15 protein-coding genes are annotated in these 16,579 nt (G+C 66.6%); 2 read left to right on the plus strand and 13 right to left on the minus strand.

Features of this window, described 5'->3' with window-relative positions:
* Positions 1-16 precede the first annotated feature (16 nt).
* The 9 genes from R1H25_RS09960 to R1H25_RS10000 form a co-directional block, all read right to left on the minus strand.
* On the minus strand, positions 17-1,789 hold the full coding sequence (locus R1H25_RS09960) for a DUF885 family protein (protein WP_208043564.1): 1,773 nt from the start codon (positions 1,787-1,789) through the stop codon (positions 17-19).
* A 260-nt stretch (positions 1,790-2,049) separates the two neighbouring features.
* A complete protein-coding gene (locus R1H25_RS09965) occupies positions 2,050-2,397 on the minus strand; it encodes a lipid-A-disaccharide synthase N-terminal domain-containing protein (protein WP_043399630.1) in 348 nt (115 codons plus the stop codon).
* Complete coding sequence (locus R1H25_RS09970) at positions 2,397-3,119, minus strand: glycosyltransferase family 2 protein (protein WP_317223495.1); 723 nt, start codon at positions 3,117-3,119, stop codon at positions 2,397-2,399. The genes R1H25_RS09965 and R1H25_RS09970 overlap by 1 nt, the downstream gene beginning before the upstream one ends.
* An 89-nt stretch (positions 3,120-3,208) precedes the next feature.
* Entirely contained in the window at positions 3,209-4,174 is a 966-nt protein-coding gene (locus R1H25_RS09975; protein WP_088028054.1) for an NAD-dependent epimerase/dehydratase family protein, read from the minus strand.
* Between the two features lie 51 nt (positions 4,175-4,225).
* The gene (locus R1H25_RS09980; protein ID WP_317223496.1) at positions 4,226-4,960 is read right to left on the minus strand and encodes a suppressor of fused domain protein; all 735 of its coding nucleotides are present in this window, start codon (positions 4,958-4,960) and stop codon (positions 4,226-4,228) included.
* 127 nt (positions 4,961-5,087) lie between these two features.
* The gene (locus R1H25_RS09985) at positions 5,088-6,011 is read right to left on the minus strand and encodes a ParB/RepB/Spo0J family partition protein (protein WP_049443811.1); all 924 of its coding nucleotides are present in this window, start codon (positions 6,009-6,011) and stop codon (positions 5,088-5,090) included.
* The gene (locus R1H25_RS09990) at positions 6,011-6,808 is read right to left on the minus strand and encodes a ParA family protein (RefSeq protein WP_032128472.1); all 798 of its coding nucleotides are present in this window, start codon (positions 6,806-6,808) and stop codon (positions 6,011-6,013) included. Before R1H25_RS09990 ends, R1H25_RS09985 begins: the two co-directional genes overlap by 1 nt.
* A gap of 112 nt (positions 6,809-6,920) precedes the next feature.
* A complete protein-coding gene (rsmG, locus tag R1H25_RS09995) occupies positions 6,921-7,559 on the minus strand; it encodes a 16S rRNA (guanine(527)-N(7))-methyltransferase RsmG (protein ID WP_049436024.1) in 639 nt (212 codons plus the stop codon).
* A 39-nt stretch (positions 7,560-7,598) separates the two neighbouring features.
* Entirely contained in the window at positions 7,599-8,198 is a 600-nt protein-coding gene (locus R1H25_RS10000; RefSeq protein WP_154349880.1) for a 4'-phosphopantetheinyl transferase superfamily protein, read from the minus strand.
* An 84-nt stretch (positions 8,199-8,282) separates the two neighbouring features.
* Here R1H25_RS10000 and R1H25_RS10005 point away from each other — a divergent pair, with 84 nt between their 5' ends.
* Positions 8,283-8,534, plus strand: coding sequence for a GlsB/YeaQ/YmgE family stress response membrane protein (locus R1H25_RS10005; RefSeq protein WP_014648887.1), 252 nt, complete (start codon positions 8,283-8,285; stop codon positions 8,532-8,534).
* Between the two features lie 103 nt (positions 8,535-8,637).
* On the opposite strand, the gene xth is transcribed toward R1H25_RS10005, so the two are convergent.
* The 4 genes from xth to R1H25_RS10025 all read right to left on the minus strand — a co-directional run bounded on the left by xth (position 8,638) and on the right by R1H25_RS10025 (position 14,345).
* A complete protein-coding gene (xth, locus tag R1H25_RS10010) occupies positions 8,638-9,420 on the minus strand; it encodes an exodeoxyribonuclease III (RefSeq protein WP_049443816.1) in 783 nt (260 codons plus the stop codon).
* 118 nt (positions 9,421-9,538) lie between these two features.
* Positions 9,539-10,939 (minus strand): coniferyl aldehyde dehydrogenase, encoded by a 1,401-nt coding sequence (locus R1H25_RS10015; protein WP_317223497.1) that lies wholly within the window; start codon positions 10,937-10,939, stop codon positions 9,539-9,541.
* A 222-nt stretch (positions 10,940-11,161) separates the two neighbouring features.
* Positions 11,162-12,823, minus strand: coding sequence for an MFS transporter (locus R1H25_RS10020; protein WP_317223498.1), 1,662 nt, complete (start codon positions 12,821-12,823; stop codon positions 11,162-11,164).
* Between the two features lie 94 nt (positions 12,824-12,917).
* Complete coding sequence (locus R1H25_RS10025) at positions 12,918-14,345, minus strand: DcaP family trimeric outer membrane transporter (protein WP_049443822.1); 1,428 nt, start codon at positions 14,343-14,345, stop codon at positions 12,918-12,920.
* Positions 14,346-14,590: 245 nt separating this feature from the next.
* On the opposite strand from R1H25_RS10025, the gene acs reads away from it, so the two are divergent.
* On the plus strand, positions 14,591-16,534 hold the full coding sequence (acs, locus tag R1H25_RS10030; protein WP_317223499.1) for an acetate--CoA ligase: 1,944 nt from the start codon (positions 14,591-14,593) through the stop codon (positions 16,532-16,534).
* Positions 16,535-16,579: the final 45 nt, after the last annotated feature.

Raw genomic sequence — 16,579 nt, forward strand, 5'->3', positions numbered from 1 at the left:
ATCCCTGGTGGTGCGGTCAGGCCTTCTTGCGCTCGGCGATGTAGGCCTGGATCTGCTGTTCCAGCACCGGCAATGGCACCGAGCCCTGCTTGAGCAGGGTGTCGTGGAAGCCCTTGATGTCGAACTTGTCGCCCAGCTCCTTCTCGGCCTGCGCACGCAGGCGCACGATGGCGATCTCGCCCAGCTTGTAGCTCAGCGCCTGGCCCGGCCAGGATATGTAGCGGTCGACTTCGGTGGTCACTTCATGCTCGCTCAGCGCGGTGTGGTCACGCAGGTAGGCCAGCGCCTGCTCGCGGGTCCAGCCCTTGCTGTGCACGCCGGTGTCGATCACCAGGCGCGCGGCGCGCCACATCTCGTAGGTCAGGCGGCCGAAATCCTCGTACGGGGTCTCGTAGATGCCCATCTCCACGCCCAGCTTCTCGCAGTACAGCGCCCAGCCTTCGCCATAGGCGGAGATGTAGGCGTTGCGGCGGAACTCGGGAAGGTTCTTCTGCTCGGCGGCGATGGCGCCCTGCAGCGCGTGGCCCGGATCCGACTCATGCAGCGTCAGTGCCGGCAGGTTGTACAGCGGGCGCGACGGCAGGTTGTAGGTGTTGAGCCAGTAGGTGCCCATGCCACCGCGGCCAGCGGTCCAGAACGGCGCGATATCCGGCGGCACCGGCACGATGGTGAAGCGCGCACGCGGCAATGTCATGTACTTGCCGAGCTGGCCATCGGCCCGCTTGGAAATCCACGCCGCGCGCGACAGCAGCTCTTCCGGCGTCTTTGCATAGAACTGCGGATCGGTACGCAGGAAGGTCAGGAACTCGGCGAAGCTGCCCTTGAACTTCACCTGCTTGATGATGTCGTTCATTTCCTTCTGGATGCGTGCGACTTCATCCAGGCCGATGCGGTGGATCTCGTCCGGCGACAGGTCCAGCGTGGTGTATTCGTGGATCTGCTGCTTGTAGTACGCCTTGCCGTCCGGCATCGCTTCGGCGGCCAGGGTGGTACGCGCCTGCGGCACGTATTCGTTGACGAAGAAGGTCCGCAGCTGCTGGAACGCCGGCACCACCTTGCCGTTGATCGCTTCACGCGCCTGTGCCTGCAGCCTGGCCTGCTCGGCGGCCGGGATGCTGTTGGGAAGCTTCTTGAACGGCGCGTACAGTGGCGACTCGGTCGGGTCCTTCAACTCGGCGACGGTGGCGATGGACACCTCGCGGCCATCTAGCACCGCGCGCGGCACGCTGAAGCCACGCTTCAGGCCGGCGCGCATGTTCTCTGTCTGCTGCCCGAAATAGCGCGGCACATCGTTCAGCCGTGCGATGTAGTTCTGGTAGTCCTGCACGGTCTTCATCTCGCGCCGGGCCATGAAGGACAGGTTGGACCAGAACGAGGAGTCGGCGTTGAACGGCATCTCGTAGCCGCGCAGGCGCACCTCTTCGGCGAGGTTGAACACCTGGTCGCGGTAGATCGCGTAGTTGACCTGGTTGTCGGGCGACAGGGTCTTCGGGTCGATCTTCTTCAGCGCGGCGAGAGTCTCGTCCCACACCTTCAAGCGCGCCTGCTGCGCGGCCGGGCCGACGTCGGGCATGCGGGTGGCATTGGCCGGGGCGTCCTCGTCCTCGCTGGCCTCACCGCCGCCATCCTGGCGCCACTTCCATTCCTTCTCGTACACCGCACGGAAGGCGGCGTCGGCAGGCGATTCGGTGGCCACGCTGGCCGGTGCGGCGGTGGCGGGCGGCGCGGCCAGGGCCACGGCGGGGGCGGACAGGGCGATCAGCAGGGCAACGGCAAGACGGGTTTTCACGAGCACAGGTTCCCGGGAAGGCAGACCCCGATCATGGCACCGCCCACGGCCCATGGCATGGGACGAAGGTCCTGCCTGGGCCGTGCCCGGTAGCTGCCGACCTTGGTCGGCGCTGGCTTTCCCCGTGTGCCAACCAAGGTTGGCAGCTACCCGGCACGGCTGCCGGGCATGCAGTAGATCCACGCCATGCGTGGATGGGCCGGGCCCGGATACAGATGTGCCGACCAAGGTCGGCACCTACCGGATGGGGCTCCGAAGACCTAGTGGCTGGCCTTATCCCGCTTCCAGCCCCGGTGCTTGATGTCCAGCTGCAGGCTGTACAGCGCGGTGAACGCAGGGAACAGGTTCTGCAGCACGCCCACCGAGTCCTGCTTGGCCGAGAACAGGAAGTAGCTCAGCGTCATCAGGCTGCCGACCACGCTCATGTACCAGAACAGGCGCGGGATCACCGGCTTGCCGGCGCGCTTGGAGGCGATGAACTGGACCAGCCAGCGGCCACCGAACATCAGCGCGCCGGTGTAGCCGATCAGCTTCCAGCCGGTCACGTGCAGGCCGGTCCAGTACAGCCAGGTCAGCGGCTGGTCGAGCCAGTGCAGTTCCAGGCCCATCACCGCTCTTCCACCGCGGTGCGCTTGCTGCGGGTGATCAGCCAGGCCACGCCGCGCAGGTCACGGATGCCGACCAGTGCACGGCCCAGGTTGTTGTACTTGGAGACGCCGGCGGTACGGTGGCGGTGGTTGACCGGCACGCTGGTGGTCTTCCAGCCGGCGCGCTGCATCAGCGCCGGCAGGTAGCGGTGCATGTGGTCGAAGTACGGCAGGTCGAGGAACGCGCTGCGTTCGAACAGCTTGATGCCGCAGCCGGTATCGGGCGTATCGTCGCGCAGCATGCGTGCACGGATGGCGTTGGCCCATTTGCTGGCCCAGCGCTTGCTGCCGCTGTCCTGGCGCTTGACGCGCCAGCCGGCGAACAGCTTCACCTGCGCCTCGGCAGCGTCGCGCGCGGCGAGCAGCTTGGGAATGTCGGCCGGATCGTTCTGGCCATCGCCATCCAGGGTGGCGATCCACGGTGCACGCGCGTGCTTGACCCCGGTGCGCACCGCCGTGCTCTGCCCGCTCTGGTTCACGTGGTGCAGGACCCGCAGTTCCGGCGTGGTCGCCTTCAGGCCCTGCAGCACCGCCAGGGTGTCATCGCGCGAGTGATCATCGATGTAGACGATCTCGAACGGCAGCCGGCCACGCAGCGCAGCGGTGATTTCGGCAACCAGCGGGGCGACGTTGTCGCGCTCGTTGAACACCGGGACGACAACGGAAAGCTCGGGTTGGCTCATAAGGCACTCGGCCAAGGGGGGACAAAGACCGCGCATTCTCCGAAACCGAGGTTATCCGAAGATGAACCCGGTGGCGTGAGGATCCGTCCTCAGGCGCGGTCGCCAAAGTACTCGCGGCACCACTGCACGACAGGCGGCAGCCCTTCTTCGATCGGGGTCACCGCGTCGAAGCCGAATGCGTCATGGGCGCGCCGCGTATCGGCCATCGTGCGCACCATGTCACCGGGCTGCATGGGCTTGTAGACCTTCTGCGCGGGGCGGCCGGCAGCCTGCTCGATCACGCTGATGAAGCGCTCCAGCTCGACCGGCGTATGGTTGCCGAGGTTGAACACCCGGTGCGGCACCGGACCGTCGGCCGGATGCGCGAGGGCGCCGAGGATACCCGACACGATGTCGGAAACATGTGTGAAGTCGCGCTGCATGCGGCCTTCGTTGAACACGTCGATCGGCCGCCCGGCCAGCACCGCGCGCGAGAACAGCAGCGGTGCCATGTCCGGCCGGCCCCAGGGACCGTACACGGTGAAGAAACGCAGGCCGGTGGCATGCAGTCCGTACAGCTGTGCGTAGGTGTAGGCCATCAGCTCGTTGGCGGCCTTGGTCGCTGCATACAGCGAACGCGGCTGGTCCACGCGCTGGTCCTCGGAGAACGGCGGCGTGGCCGAATCACCGTAGACCGAGCTGCTGGAGGCATACACCAGGTGCTGCACGCCGCGGTGACGGCACAGTTCGAGCATGTTGACGAAGCCGACCAGGTTGCTGTCGACGTAGGCGTGCGGGTTCTCCAGCGAATAGCGCACGCCGGCCTGTGCAGCCAGGTGGATCACCGCAGTCGGCTGCACTTCGTCGAACAGTGCCGCCAGGCCCTCGCGGTCGGTCAGGTCCAATGCGCGCAGGTCCAGCGTCGGGCACAGCGCGGCCACGCGGTCGCGCTTGATCTGCGGGTCGTAGTAATCGTTGAAGTTGTCCAGGCCGACCACCGGCTGGCCCGCCTCCAGCAGCGCGCGGGCGGTGTAGGCACCGATGAAGCCGGCAGCGCCGGTGAGCAGGATGGTCATTGCAGTTGCCTGGAAATCAATGAGTACAGGTGCAGAGGATACGCTGCGGGCTCAGAACAGCCCGAAACGCTTCTTCGCCACATTGGCGCGGCCGGGTTCGATCACGTCCTTGATCTTCTTCGCATCGAAGCGGTCGAGCAGCACCTCGGCGCCCTTTTTCAGCTTCAGGTCCATCTCTTCCGGGTACAGCGGAACCAGGCTCATGAAGCTGATGGTCTTGCCGTCCTCCAGCGCCAGCGTGGCGAAGTCCTCCGGGGCGGTCACCGGCGACAGCACGATGGCGCCGTCGAAACCCACGCCCGGCGCGTAGGGCTCGCTGGGATGGCCGTTGGGAATGGTGTGGCCGAAACCCAGCCAGGTGTCGTACTCGTGCGGCAGCCGCGCCATGCCCTTCAGCAGGCGCACCGGCCAGTAATTGCGTTCGTCCTCGAAGGCATCCTGGGACATCGGCCAGTCGGCCGGCAGGGTCACCATCAGCTCCATGTAGCGCGGCACGTCCGCATCCACCTCGGCGGGCACGGTCATCGGCAGGTCGCTCATGCCGGAGGTGACCAGGCGCAGGTACGGACAGTGTTCATTGGCCGGCACCACGTGCACGTCGATGTGCACCAGGTCGGAGATGATCTCGTGGAAGACACCGGACACCGGGCCCAGATGGCGTTCGAGGTGGGCGCTGATCGCCTCGATGTGCTGTTCTTCGCCGGTGGCGAGCACGAAGTCCTTTTCGCGGCGATGTACCAGTATCTGGGTGCCGTCCGGGCTGACGTCCTCGTATTCGTTGCTCATGTCCTGTTCCCTGGATGAGGCCACGGACCGGAAGGCAGTGCATTCCCACGGCGCGCGCGGCGGTGCGTTCCCTGTCATCTACAGGACGCGGCAGGAACAGGCCGCATCCCCTGGCGCTGCGCCGGGCTCAGCCCTGGCGCGTGCGCAGTTTTTCCAGCACGCCGTCCAGGGTATCCAGATCGGTGTAGTGGATGATCAGCTTGCCCTTGCCGCCCCGGCCGTGGCTGATCGCCACCTTGGCACCCAGCGCTTCGGACAGCTCGGTCTCCAGCGAGGCGATGTCTGCCTGCTGCACCTTCGGCGTGGCCGCCGGGCGGTTGCTCGGCACCTTGCCGGCCGCGAAGGCCTGCGCACGGCGCTCGACCTCGCGCACCGACCAGCCTTCATCGGCCGCTTCCTGCGCCAGCTTGCCGGCCAGCTCGGGGGCCAGGGTCAGCAGCGCACGGGCGTGGCCCATTTCCAGGCGGCGGGTTTCCAGCAGCAGGCGGATGGCCACCGGCAGCTCCAGCAGGCGCAGCAGGTTGGACACCGCCGCGCGCGAGCGGCCGACGGCCTCGGCGGCCTCGGCATGGGTCAGGGTGAACTCGCTGATCAGGCGCTGCAGCGCCTCGGCTTCTTCCAGCGGGTTGAGGTCTTCGCGCTGGATGTTCTCGATCAGCGCCATCGCGATGACGGTGCGGTCTTCCAGTTCGCGCACCACCACCGGCACTTCGTCCAGGCCGGCCAGCTGCGATGCGCGCCAGCGGCGCTCACCGGCGACGATTTCGTAGTTGCCCGCCGGCAGCTGGCGCACCAGGATCGGCTGGATCACGCCCTGCGACTTGATCGAGTCGGCCAGCTCGGACAGCTTGCCCTCGTCCATTTCGCGGCGCGGCTGGTACTTGCCCGGCTGCAGCTGGCCCACGGCCAGCTTGCGCAGCACTTCACCCGGCAGCGGCTCGATCACCGCAGTGGTGGCCTGCACCTGGCTGACCGCCCCCTTGGGACCCAGCAGCGCATCCAGGCCACGGCCGAGGCCTCGCTTCTTGGCTGCCGGCTTGCTGCTGGTCATCAGACGGTCTCCACGGCCTTGGCGGCCTTGTTGCGTTCGTTGTTGCGGCGGATGATCTCGCCGGCCAGGCCCAGGTAGGCCACGCCACCGCGCGAGGCGCGGTCGTAGCCGACGATGCTCTGGCCATGGCTCGGCGCTTCGGCCAGGCGCACGTTGCGCGGCACGATGGTGCGGAACACGCGGTCGCCGAAGTGCTCGGTGAGCTCGGCCGAGACCGCGTTGGCCAGGTTGTTGCGCACGTCGAACATGGTGCGCAGCACGCCTTCGATCTCCAGCGCCGGGTTGAGGTTGGCGCGTAGCGCTTCGATGGTTTCCACCAGCGCGCTCAGGCCTTCCAGCGCGTAGTACTCGCACTGCATCGGCACGATCACCGAATCGGCGGCGGCCAGCGCATTGAGCGTCAGCAGCGACAGCGCCGGCGGGCAGTCGATCAGGATGTAGTCGTACTCATCGCGGATCGGTGCCAGCGCACGCTTCAGCCGTTGCTCGCGCTCGCTCTGCGCCATCAGCTGGATCTCGGCGGCGGTCAGGTCGATGTTGCCGGGCAGCAGGTCGTAGCCTTCGGCGGTCTGCACGCGCACATCGGCGGCGCTGGACTCGCCCAGCAGCAGATCGTAGGTGGAGGAGACCAGCTCACGCTTGTCCACGCCACTGCCCATGGTCGCGTTGCCCTGCGAATCCAGGTCGACCAACAGCACGCGCTTGGGTGCGTTGGCCAGGGAAGCGGCCAGGTTGACGGCGGTCGTGGTCTTGCCGACGCCACCCTTCTGGTTGGCGATGGCGATGATGCGGGCCATGCGGGTGTGCCTCGTCGACGTGTGCTGGGACCGGTCATTATGCGTACAACCGGCCCCTTGCGGAAATCGTGGATCGCCAACCCGTTGTTCCACAAAGGGCTGGCGGCGGGAATCAGGGGCCTGTAACAGTGACCAGGTGGCGTTCGCCGGCCAGGCCGGGCACGCTCAACGGGGTCACCTCGCGCACCTGCCAGCCCGCCGGCAGGTCCGCGATCTCCTCATGCGGGTAGACGCCCTTCATGGCCAGCAGTACGCCGCCGGGGCGCAGCAGGTGGCCGCCAACGCGGACGATGCCGGCCAGGGTGTCCATCGCGCGCGCGGTCAGCTGGTCGTAGCGGCCGGCCTCGTCCAGCGCCTCGGCACGCGATTCGGCCACGCGGGCATTGTCCAGACCCAGCTGGCGCACGGCCTCGCGCATGAAGCGCGCCTTCTTGCCGTTGCTCTCGACCAGGGTGACCTGCAGGCCCGGGCAGGCGATCGCCAGCGGGATGCCAGGCAACCCGGGGCCGGTGCCAAGGTCGGCCAGGCTGCCATCAGCCACGAACGGCTGCATCGCCAGCGAGTCGAGCAGGTGGCGGGTGACCATCTCCTGCGGATCGCGGATGGCGGTGAGGTTATAGGTGCCGTTCCAGCGGTGCAGCAGGGCCAGGTAGCGCAGCAGCGGCGGCGCCAGCGCGGCGTCCAGGCCCATGCTGGCCAGGCCCTGTTCCAGCGTGGCAGCCACGCTGGCGGGAAGTGGGTGTTCGCTCATGCCGACATTATCGCCGGTTTTGCGCGCTGATTCCCCGCTTCAGTGCGGATACCAGGCCAACGCCGCACGGAACTGGCCGGTGGCCTGCCATTCGTGCAGGTGCCAGCGCGCGGCCTCGCCCAGTTCCGGGTCGCACCAGCGCAGATGCAGGGCACCATCGGCCCCCGGCGCCAGCTGCAGCCGGTGCAGGCCGAACGAGATGCCCTGCCCGTGCGCCTTAAGGATGGCTTCCTTGACGCACCACACGCGGAAGAACCAGTGCTCGCGCCCGGCCTCATCCAGGCTCTGCAGCCAGGCCACCTCCTCGGGATGGAAGAAGCGCTGCACGATCTCCAGCAGGCGCGGCCGCGGCCGCAGCAGCTCCAGGTCCACACCCAGCCGCACGCCTTCGCCCAGCGCCACCAGCAGCACCTCGCCGCTGTGGCTCCAGCCGGTGCCGTAATGGGCCAGCGCGCCGCTCAGTTCCGGCCGGCCCTTGTCGTCGCGGACCAGCGGCAGCGTCTCCGGGTCGGCGCCCAATGCCTGCGCCAGCACCTGCCGTGCCTGCGGTTCACCGCGGTGGCCCGGCACGTGCGGGCGGCGCCAGACCGTCACCGGACCGAAGCGCCACGGGCCGTCGAGGGTGGCTGGCAGGCTCATCCGCACGCGCCCATCACGCAATTGCACGACGGGTTCACGGCCATGCGCGTCAACTGGTCACAGTTCCCCACCGGAGGTTCGATCATGGGCATCATCATCTGGCTGATCGTCGGCGGCATCGTAGGCTGGCTGGCCAGCATCATCATGAAGCGCGATGCCCAGCAGGGCATCATCCTCAACATCGTGGTGGGTATCGTCGGCGCGCTGATTTCCGGCTGGCTGTTCGGCGGCGGCATCAACGAAGCGATCACCCTCCGCACGTTCCTGTTCTCGCTGATCGGTGCGGTGATCCTGCTGGCGATCGTCAACCTGTTCACCCGCAAGAGCATACGGTGATCTGAGGGTAGTGCCGGCCACGGGCCGGCAGATGTTCCAGAACGGGCCCGGCAATTGTCGGGCCCCGTTCTGTAGAGCCGAGCTTGCTCGACTGCATGGGAGATCAGTCGAGCAAGCTCGACTCTACTTCCACCCACGCCGGCGCATGGTCGCTCGGGCGTTCCCAGGTGCGCGGCTCGCGGTCGATGCCCGAGGCCACCGCACTGCCCTTCAGCGCGTCGGAGACCAGGGTCAGGTCGATGCGCAGGCCCAGGTTGCGGCGGAAGCCCGCCGCACGGTAATCCCACCAGCTGAAGGTGCCCGCCTCGTCGTTATGCAGGCGGAAGCCATCGTGCAGCCCCAGCTGCAACAGCTTGTTCAATGCGCCACGCTCGGCGGTGGAGGTCAGGATGTGGTTGTCGTTCCAGACCTCCGGGTCGTGCACGTCGCGCGCGTCCGGGGCGATGTTGAAGTCACCCATCACGATCAGCTTCGGGTGCCGCTGCAGTTCTTCGGCGATCCAGGCATGTACCGCTTCCAGCCAGCGCAGCTTGTATTCGTACTTGTCGGTGCCGATGTCCTGGCCGTTGACCACGTACAGGTTGATCACACGCAGGTCGCCGAAGGTACCGGCGATGACACGCTTCTGTTCGTCCTCGAAGCCGGGAATGCCGATCTGCACGTCCTGCGCAGGCTCACGCGACAGCAGCGCCACGCCGTTGTAGGTCTTCTGGCCGGCGAACACGCTGCGGTAACCCGCGGCGATCAGCGCCGAATCGGGGAACTTGTGGTCCTCCAGCTTGGTTTCCTGGATACCGACGATGTCCGGGCCGAACTCCTTGAGCCACTGCTCCAGGTGCGGCAGGCGGACATTGAGCGAATTGACGTTCCACGAGGCGATCTTCATGGGGGCATTCTACCCGGGTGGGCCTTGATGGGCGCCCTTATACCCCGGTAGACGCCAACCTTGGTTGGCGCCGGCAATCACCCTGTGCCAACCAAGGTTGGCACCTACCGGAACCCGATCACCGCACCAGCAGCTTCAACAACCCCGCAATCTTCGAGTACGGCGGACGCAGCCGGTCGCTGGCGGCCCAGCGCGACTGCCACAGTACCGGCAGCCGCTTGCTCATCGCATCGAACCCGGCCCGGCCATGGTACGCGCCCATGCCGCTGGCCCCCACCCCACCAAACGGCAATCCATCGGCGGCGAAGTGCAGCAGCGTGTCATTCACCGTCACCCCGCCGGCCACCACCTGGCCGAGGATGCGCTCTACCGTCGCCGTGTCGTGGCTGAAGGGATACAGCGCCAGCGGCCGGTCGCGGGACAGCACGTCGGCCAGCGCCGCCTCCAGGTCCGGATAGGCCCGCACCGGCAGGATCGGCCCGAAGATCTCCTCGCGCATCAGGTCCAGGTCGTCCGGCGGGTCCAGCACCACGGTCGGCACCAGCAGGCGCTCGCGGTCGGCGCGCGCGTCGTCCACCTGCGCCAGCGGAATCACCGGCACCCCGCGCTGCCGCGCCTGTGCCAGGTAGCCCTGCAGGCGCCGGTACTGGCCTTCATTGATGATGCGGGTGTAGTCGTCGGCATCGCTGAAGTCGCCATAGCGCTCGCGCACCTGCTGCTGCAGCGCCTGTACGAACTCGCGCTGGCGGACCGTATCGATCAGCACGTAATCCGGCGCGATGCAGGTCTGGCCCGCGTTGAACCACTTGCCGGTGGCCAGCCGCGCGGCGGCTCTATCCAACGGGAAATCACGGCAGACGATGGCCGGCGACTTGCCGCCCAGTTCCAGCGTGACCGGTACCAGATGTTCGGCGGCGGCGGCCATCACCTTGCGGCCGACCGCCGTCGAGCCGGTGAACAACAGATGGTCCAGCGGCAGCGAGGACACCGCCGCCGCCACGTCCGCCCCACCCTGCACCACCGCCACCCGATCGGGCGGGAACACGCTGGCCAGCAGATCGGCCAGGAACGCGCTGGTGCGCGGAGTGTGTTCCGAAGGCTTCAGCAATACGTGGTTGCCGGCGGCGATGGCGGTGGCCAAAGGCACCAATGCCAGCGTGACCGGGTAGTTCCAGGGCGAGATCACCCCGACCACGCCCAGCGGCGTCGGCCGCAGCTGCGCGCGCGCCGGCCACAGTTTCCAGCCTGCACCGACGCGCTGCGGCTTCGACCAGCGCCGCAGGTGACGGCGCAGGTGGTCGATCGCCGACAGCACGCTCATGCCATCGGCCAGTTTCGATTCGACGTGGGCACGGTGGCCGAAGTCTTCGGCGATGGCCTGGGCCATCTCGTCCAGGCGCGGTTTCAACGCTTCGCGCAGGCGGCGCAGGTCGGCTTCGCGCTGGTCGAGCGTGGGGCGCTGCGACTGCCAGGCGCTACGCAGGGTGTGCAGGATGTCGGCTGGGGCGGTGGTGGTCATGGGCCGACTATACGGGGTGCTGCACGTCTCGATGGGGTCAGATACGGGCTGTGGCTTCGGATGCCTGTCAACCGCGATTACGGCATTGAGTGCTGTCTGTTCGCGTCTGCGGAATTTTGTGCCGCGCTTTGCGCGGTCGCCGAGCATGGCTCGGCGCTACAGGGAAACGAAAAGGCCGCGGTCTGCACCGCGGCCTTTCCTTCACTGCATGGAACCCACCGGTTACTTGGTGATATCCACGTCCTTGGTCTCACGCAGGAACAGGCCGCCGATCACCACCGACATCAGCGCGATGATGATGGGGTACCACAGGCCGTAGTAGAGGTTGCCGGTACCGGCCACCAGCGCGAACGAGATCGCCGGCAGGAAGCCACCGAACCAGCCGTTGCCGATGTGGTACGGCAGCGACATCGAGGTGTAGCGGATGCGGGTCGGGAACAGTTCGACCAGGTAGGCGGCGATCGGGCCATAGACCATGGTCACGTACAGCACCAGCAGCCACAGCATGAAGATGGTGCCGGCGATGTTGATGCGGGCGCCATCGGCCTTGGCCGGATAACCGGCGGTGGTCAGGGCAGTCTTCAGTTCCGCACCGAATGCATCGGCCTTGGCCTTGCCTTCTTCCTTGGTCAGGCCAGCGGCCTCATACGAGGTGACGCTGGCACTGCCCACGTTCACCATCGCCAGCGAACCGGCGGCGGCGGGCTGCACGTCGTACGGCACACCGGCCTTGGTCAGCGCGGCGGTGGCCACGTCGCAGGAGCTGGTGAACTTGCGCAGGCCCACCGGATCGAACTGGAACGAGCAGGTGTTCGGATCGGCCACGACCAGCGCCGGCGAGCTGCTGCGGGCTTCTTCGATGGCCGGGTTGGCGAAGTGGGTCAGGCCCTTGAAGATCGGGATGTAGGTAACAGCCGCCAGCAGGCAGCCGGCCAGGATGATCTTCTTGCGGCCGATACGGTCGGACAGCCAGCCGAAGAAGATGAAGAACGGCACGCCCAGCGCCAGCGCCGCCGCGATCAGCAGGTAGGAGGTGGTGGCATCAACCTTCAGCATGCTGCTGAGGAAGAACAACGCGTAGAACTGGCCGCCGTACCAGACCACGGCCTGGCCGGCCGCCGCACCGAGCAGGACCAGCAGCATCAGCTTCAGGTTGCCGCCCTTCAGGCTGTCACGGAACGGCGTCTTGGAGCCCTTGCCCTCGGACTTCATCTGCTGGAACAGCGGCGATTCGCTCAGCTGCAGGCGGATCCATACCGACACGCCCAGCAGCAGGATCGAGACCAGGAACGGGATGCGCCAGCCCCAGGCTTCGAAGGCTTCATTGCCCAGGAAGTAGCGGCAGCCCAGGATGATCAGCAGCGACATGAACAGGCCGAGCGTGGCGGTGCACTGGATGAAGCTGGTGTACAGGCCGCGCTTGTCGTCCGGCGCATGCTCGGCCACGTAGGTGGCAGCACCGCCGTACTCGCCGCCCATCGCCAGGCCCTGGGCCAGGCGCAGGATGATCAGGATCACCGGCGCGGCGAAACCGATCGAAGCGTAGTTGGGCAGTACGCCGACCAGGAAGGTCGAGATGCCCATGATCAGGATGGTGACCAGAAAGGTGTACTTGCGGCCGATGCGGTCGCCGAGGCTGCCGAAGAAGGCCGCGCCGAACGGGCGCACGAAGAAGCCGGCGGCGAACGCCAGCAGGGCGAAGATCATGCCCGTGGTTTCATTGACACCGCTGAAGAACTGCTTGGCGATGATGGCGGCTAGCGAGCCGTACAGGAAGAAGTCATACCACTCGAAGACCGTACCGAGGCTCGAGGCGAAGATGACCTTCTTGTGGCCCTGGGTCAGGGTGCCCGCTTTGTGTGCGGTGCTGGGTGTACTGGACATGGGACGCTTCCCCTCCGAAGCAATCGTTGTTGGTGAGTGCCGACCGTTGGTCGGCACACAATCTCTGTAGGTGCCGACCTTGGTCGGCACTCCTTTAGAAGCTGTACTTGGTGGTGAACTGCAATCGGGTGATGTCACCCTTGTTGCCGTTCTCCACTTCGCGACGGCCGTACATCAGCTCGGCACCGATATCGACCTTGGGCAGCGGCGAGTAGAAGATGTTGCCGCGGATGCTCTGCACGCTCTTGGTCACCAGCGGGCCGAGGATGCTGTCGTTGTCGTAGTCGCTGCGCGCGTAGATCAGGTTGGTGCGCAGCTTCGGCGAGAACGCATGCCGCCAGCCCACGTAGCCAGCAAGCACGCCGGTCGGGTTGAGCTCGTCGCGGGCCACGTCGTAGGCGCTGTCGGCAGTGATGCCCAAGCCGATGTAGCGGGCGATGCCTTCGCCGCCGGTCAGCTGGTAGTGCAGCGAATCGCTGTCACCCATCACCCACTTGCCGCCCAGTGTCAGGCCGCCAGCCACCTTGTCGGCCTTGGCGCCGGTGGCCTGGTTGTCGACCTTCAGCTGACGGACGATGCCGCCGACACCGAAGGTGCCCCAGTTGCCCTTCCAGCCATAGCGCAGGGTCAGGTCGGGCAGGCTGCCACGGTCGGAGTTGGCACTGGCGTTGGTCCAGGCCCCGGTGACCGGATTGCGGGTACCGGTGAGGGTGGTGGTTTCCGGGTTTTCCAGTGCGACGCTGAAGCCGCCCTGGGTGTAGCGCACCTGGGCCTGTCGCACGAAGATCACGCCATCGGTGGGGCCGACGAAGTCGACCGCTTCCGGCAGCGACGCCGCATCCATGAAGTTGGACCAGGTCTGGCCGGCCATCCAGTTGTTCCAGTACATGTAGGCGTGGCGCAGGGTCACACCGTAGGTATTGGTGGCGGTCTGGTTGCCCAGCGAGTTGCCGAAGAAGTCCATCTCGAAGAACGCACCGGCCTTGTTGCCCGATTCGCTCACGTTGTCGATGCCCAGGTTGAAGCGCGAGAACTTGGCGTGGGCGTTGAAATCGGTGCCCGAACGCTTGCCGCTGCCGCCGGCGCCTTCCACCGGGGTCTGGCCCGGCAGGTACAGCGAGCGGCCGGTGGCGTCGTCGGCCAGCTGGCCATCGCTGGTCTGGGTGGCCAGGAAGTCGGCCTTGATGAAGCCACCGATCTTGACCGTGGTGCCCGGCGCCGCGCCCGGGGTGATGGTGGTGACCTGGATCGGCTGCTTGCCTGCCGGCACAGAGGCGACCGGCTTCTGCTCGGCCTGCACCGTGCGGACTTCGGTCACCGCCTGCTGGGTCTGGCTGATCTGGGTCTGTTGTTGTTGCTGCGAGGACAGCAGCAGCTGGACCTGGCGTTCCAGTTCGGCAACGCGTGCTTCCAGCGCTTTCTCTTTGGCGGTCTCTGCGAACGCCATGCCCGGTGCGACCAGGGCGACCAACAGGCAGGCCGCCAAAGGTGTGCGCACGGCTTTCAACGTACGGTGGCTCATGTTGCCCTCTCTCCCAAGTGGCAAGGTGATGCCGCGCGTGGGGCACGGTCGAGCCGAGACTGCGGGGCGTTCACGCACAGCGGCTATTGGCCATTGGTCGAACCCGGCCCTGCAGGACGCTCACTTTCGACCATGGTCTAACCAAGGTGGTGACGCGGCCGGGGGTGGATGGGGCAAACTGAGGGGGATCGGTCGTTGCGATGCTGCGACCGCACATACAAAGTCAACGTGCAAGTGAGGGTGCCATGGCTGATATCTACCCCGTCGATCCGCAGTTCGCCGCCAAGGCACGCATCGACAAGACGTCGTACGAACAGCAGTACCAGGCGTCGGTGACCGACCCGGATGGTTTCTGGGGCAAGGCCGCCGAGCGCCTGCAATGGATGCGCAAGCCGACCAAGATCAAGAACGTCAGCTACGACCTGTCCGACTTCCACATCAAGTGGTTCGAAGATGGCGAGCTCAATGCCAGCGTGAACTGCCTGGACCGCCAGCTGGAAACGCGCGGCGACAAGACCGCCCTGCTGTTCGAGCCGGACGGCCCGGATGCACCGGCCCAGCACGTGACCTATCGCGAGCTGTACGAGCGCACCTGCCGCCTCGGCAACGCGCTGCGCAACCTCGGGGTCAAGAAGGGCGACCGCGTCACCATCTACCTGCCGATGATCGTCGACGCCGCGGTGGCCATGCTGGCCTGCGCGCGCATCGGTGCGATCCACTCGGTGGTGTTCGGTGGCTTCGCACCGAACTCGATCGCCGACCGCGTCAGCGACTGCCAGAGCAAGCTGATCATCACCGCCGACGAGGGCCTGCGTGGTGGTCGAAAGATTCCGCTGAAGGCCAACGTCGATGCCGCGCTGAAACTGCCGGGCACGAACACGGTGGAAACCGTGCTGGTGGTGCGCCACACCGGCGGCGCGGTGGACATGCAGGCCCCGCGCGACCGCTGGTTCCACGATGTGGTGGACAGCCAGCCGTCCACCTGCGAACCGGAACGCATGAACGCGGAAGACCCGCTGTTCATCCTCTACACCTCCGGTTCCACCGGCAAGCCGAAGGGCGTGCTGCACACCACCGGCGGTTACCTGCTGTACGCGGCCTACACCCATGAAGCGGTGTTCGACCTGCGCGAGGACGACATCTACTGGTGCACCGCCGACGTCGGCTGGGTCACCGGCCACAGCTACATCGTGTACGGTCCGCTGGCCAACGGCGCCACCTCGCTGATGTTCGAGGGCGTACCGAACTACCCCGATACGTCGCGCTTCTGGAACGTGATCGACAAGCACAAGGTGTCGATCTTCTACACCGCCCCCACCGCCATCCGCGCGTTGATGCGCGAAGGCGAGGAGCCGGTGAAGAAGACCTCGCGCGCGTCGCTGCGCCTGCTCGGCAGCGTCGGCGAGCCGATCAATCCGGAAGCCTGGCGCTGGTACTACGAGGTGGTCGGCGACAGCCGCTGCCCGATCGTCGATACCTGGTGGCAGACCGAAACCGGCGGCATCCTGATCTCGCCGCTGGCCGGCGCGATGGACCTCAAGCCGGGGTCGGCCACCCTGCCCTTCTTCGGCGTGCAGCCGGCGCTGGTCAATGCCGATGGCGAGATCCAGGACGGCCCGACCGAGGGCAACCTGATCATCCGTGATTCCTGGCCGGGCCAGATGCGCACGGTGTACGGCGACCACCAGCGCTTCATCGATACCTATTTCCGCACCTACCCGGGCAGCTACTTCACCGGCGACGGTTGCCGCCGCGACGAAGACGGCTACTACTGGATCACCGGCCGCGTCGACGATGTGATCAACGTGTCCGGCCACCGCATCGGCACCGCCGAAGTGGAAAGCGCGCTGGTCTCGCACCCGAAGGTGGCCGAAGCGGCTGTGGTCGGCTTCCCGCACGACGTGAAGGGCCAGGGCATCTACGCCTACGTCACCCTGGTGGCCGAAGAGACCCCCAACGATGAACTGCAGAAGGAACTGGTCGCCTGGGTGCGCAAGGAGATCGGCCCGATCGCCACGCCGGACCACCTGCAGTGGGCACCGGGCCTGCCGAAGACCCGCTCGGGCAAGATCATGCGCCGCATCCTGCGCAAGATCGCCGAGAACGCGCCGGACCAGCTCGGCGACACCTCGACCCTGGCCGATCCGTCGGTGGTGGCGTCGCTGGTGGACGAGCGCAAGGTGCGCTGATGGCGTGACTGCAGGCGCAGGACGCGCCAGGGACGTGGCCGGGAG

The sequence above is a fragment of the Stenotrophomonas veracruzanensis genome, assembly GCF_032911525.1.
Lineage (GTDB): Bacteria > Pseudomonadota > Gammaproteobacteria > Xanthomonadales > Xanthomonadaceae > Stenotrophomonas > Stenotrophomonas africana.

What these genes read in the sequence shown, in the direction of transcription:
- R1H25_RS10005 (WP_014648887.1), top strand. Translation starts at nt 8,283, where the DNA reads ATGGGCATCATCATCTGGCTGATCGTCGGCGGCATCGTAGGCTGGCTG.
- R1H25_RS09965 (WP_043399630.1), bottom strand. Translation starts at nt 2,397, where the DNA reads ATGGGCCTGGAACTGCACTGGCTCGACCAGCCGCTGACCTGGCTGTAC.
- R1H25_RS10015 (WP_317223497.1), bottom strand. Translation starts at nt 10,939, where the DNA reads ATGACCACCACCGCCCCAGCCGACATCCTGCACACCCTGCGTAGCGCC.
- R1H25_RS09980 (WP_317223496.1), bottom strand. Translation starts at nt 4,960, where the DNA reads ATGAGCAACGAATACGAGGACGTCAGCCCGGACGGCACCCAGATACTG.
- R1H25_RS09975 (WP_088028054.1), bottom strand. Translation starts at nt 4,174, where the DNA reads ATGACCATCCTGCTCACCGGCGCTGCCGGCTTCATCGGTGCCTACACC.
- R1H25_RS10000 (WP_154349880.1), bottom strand. Translation starts at nt 8,198, where the DNA reads ATGAGCCTGCCAGCCACCCTCGACGGCCCGTGGCGCTTCGGTCCGGTG.
- R1H25_RS10025 (WP_049443822.1), bottom strand. Translation starts at nt 14,345, where the DNA reads ATGAGCCACCGTACGTTGAAAGCCGTGCGCACACCTTTGGCGGCCTGC.
- R1H25_RS09970 (WP_317223495.1), bottom strand. Translation starts at nt 3,119, where the DNA reads ATGAGCCAACCCGAGCTTTCCGTTGTCGTCCCGGTGTTCAACGAGCGC.
- R1H25_RS09985 (WP_049443811.1), bottom strand. Translation starts at nt 6,011, where the DNA reads ATGACCAGCAGCAAGCCGGCAGCCAAGAAGCGAGGCCTCGGCCGTGGC.
- acs (WP_317223499.1), top strand. Translation starts at nt 14,591, where the DNA reads ATGGCTGATATCTACCCCGTCGATCCGCAGTTCGCCGCCAAGGCACGC.
- R1H25_RS10020 (WP_317223498.1), bottom strand. Translation starts at nt 12,823, where the DNA reads ATGTCCAGTACACCCAGCACCGCACACAAAGCGGGCACCCTGACCCAG.
- rsmG (WP_049436024.1), bottom strand. Translation starts at nt 7,559, where the DNA reads ATGAGCGAACACCCACTTCCCGCCAGCGTGGCTGCCACGCTGGAACAG.
- xth (WP_049443816.1), bottom strand. Translation starts at nt 9,420, where the DNA reads ATGAAGATCGCCTCGTGGAACGTCAATTCGCTCAATGTCCGCCTGCCG.
- R1H25_RS09990 (WP_032128472.1), bottom strand. Translation starts at nt 6,808, where the DNA reads ATGGCCCGCATCATCGCCATCGCCAACCAGAAGGGTGGCGTCGGCAAG.